This is a genomic window from Secundilactobacillus mixtipabuli (assembly GCF_002217925.1).
In the GTDB taxonomy this organism is placed as follows: domain Bacteria; phylum Bacillota; class Bacilli; order Lactobacillales; family Lactobacillaceae; genus Secundilactobacillus; species Secundilactobacillus mixtipabuli.
The window spans coordinates 1-268 of record NZ_BCMF01000035.1 but is presented as its reverse complement, the minus strand read 5'-3'; the positions used below and the strand labels follow the sequence as shown (position 1 = coordinate 268).

Annotated in this window: 1 pseudogene; it reads right to left on the bottom strand. The window is 42.2% G+C overall.

Annotation, left to right across the window (positions count from 1 at the left end):
* Positions 1–268, bottom strand: a pseudogene (locus tag IWT5_RS12255) (ISL3 family transposase); the annotation flags it as partial.

The window sequence follows — 268 nt, the reverse complement described above, 5'->3', positions numbered from 1 at the left end:
AATCTTGACTCTTTGTCGTGCGGATTCGGTGTAATGTCTAAAATGACGCTGCAGCTTGAAAATTGATCGGAATGGTAATAAATCGATAAACTCGTGTGTTTCGGCATCCATCATTTCAAAACTCATGGTCTCATCAGCGTTGTTAGTCGTTTTAATCTCATCCAGCAAAAGTACTTCTGGTAAGTGCTGCCAATTGGGTTCGAAGTAAGTTTCGGACTGCATTAACATACGGGCAACAAAGCTAGCAGAAGTCGCCAATTCGTTAGCG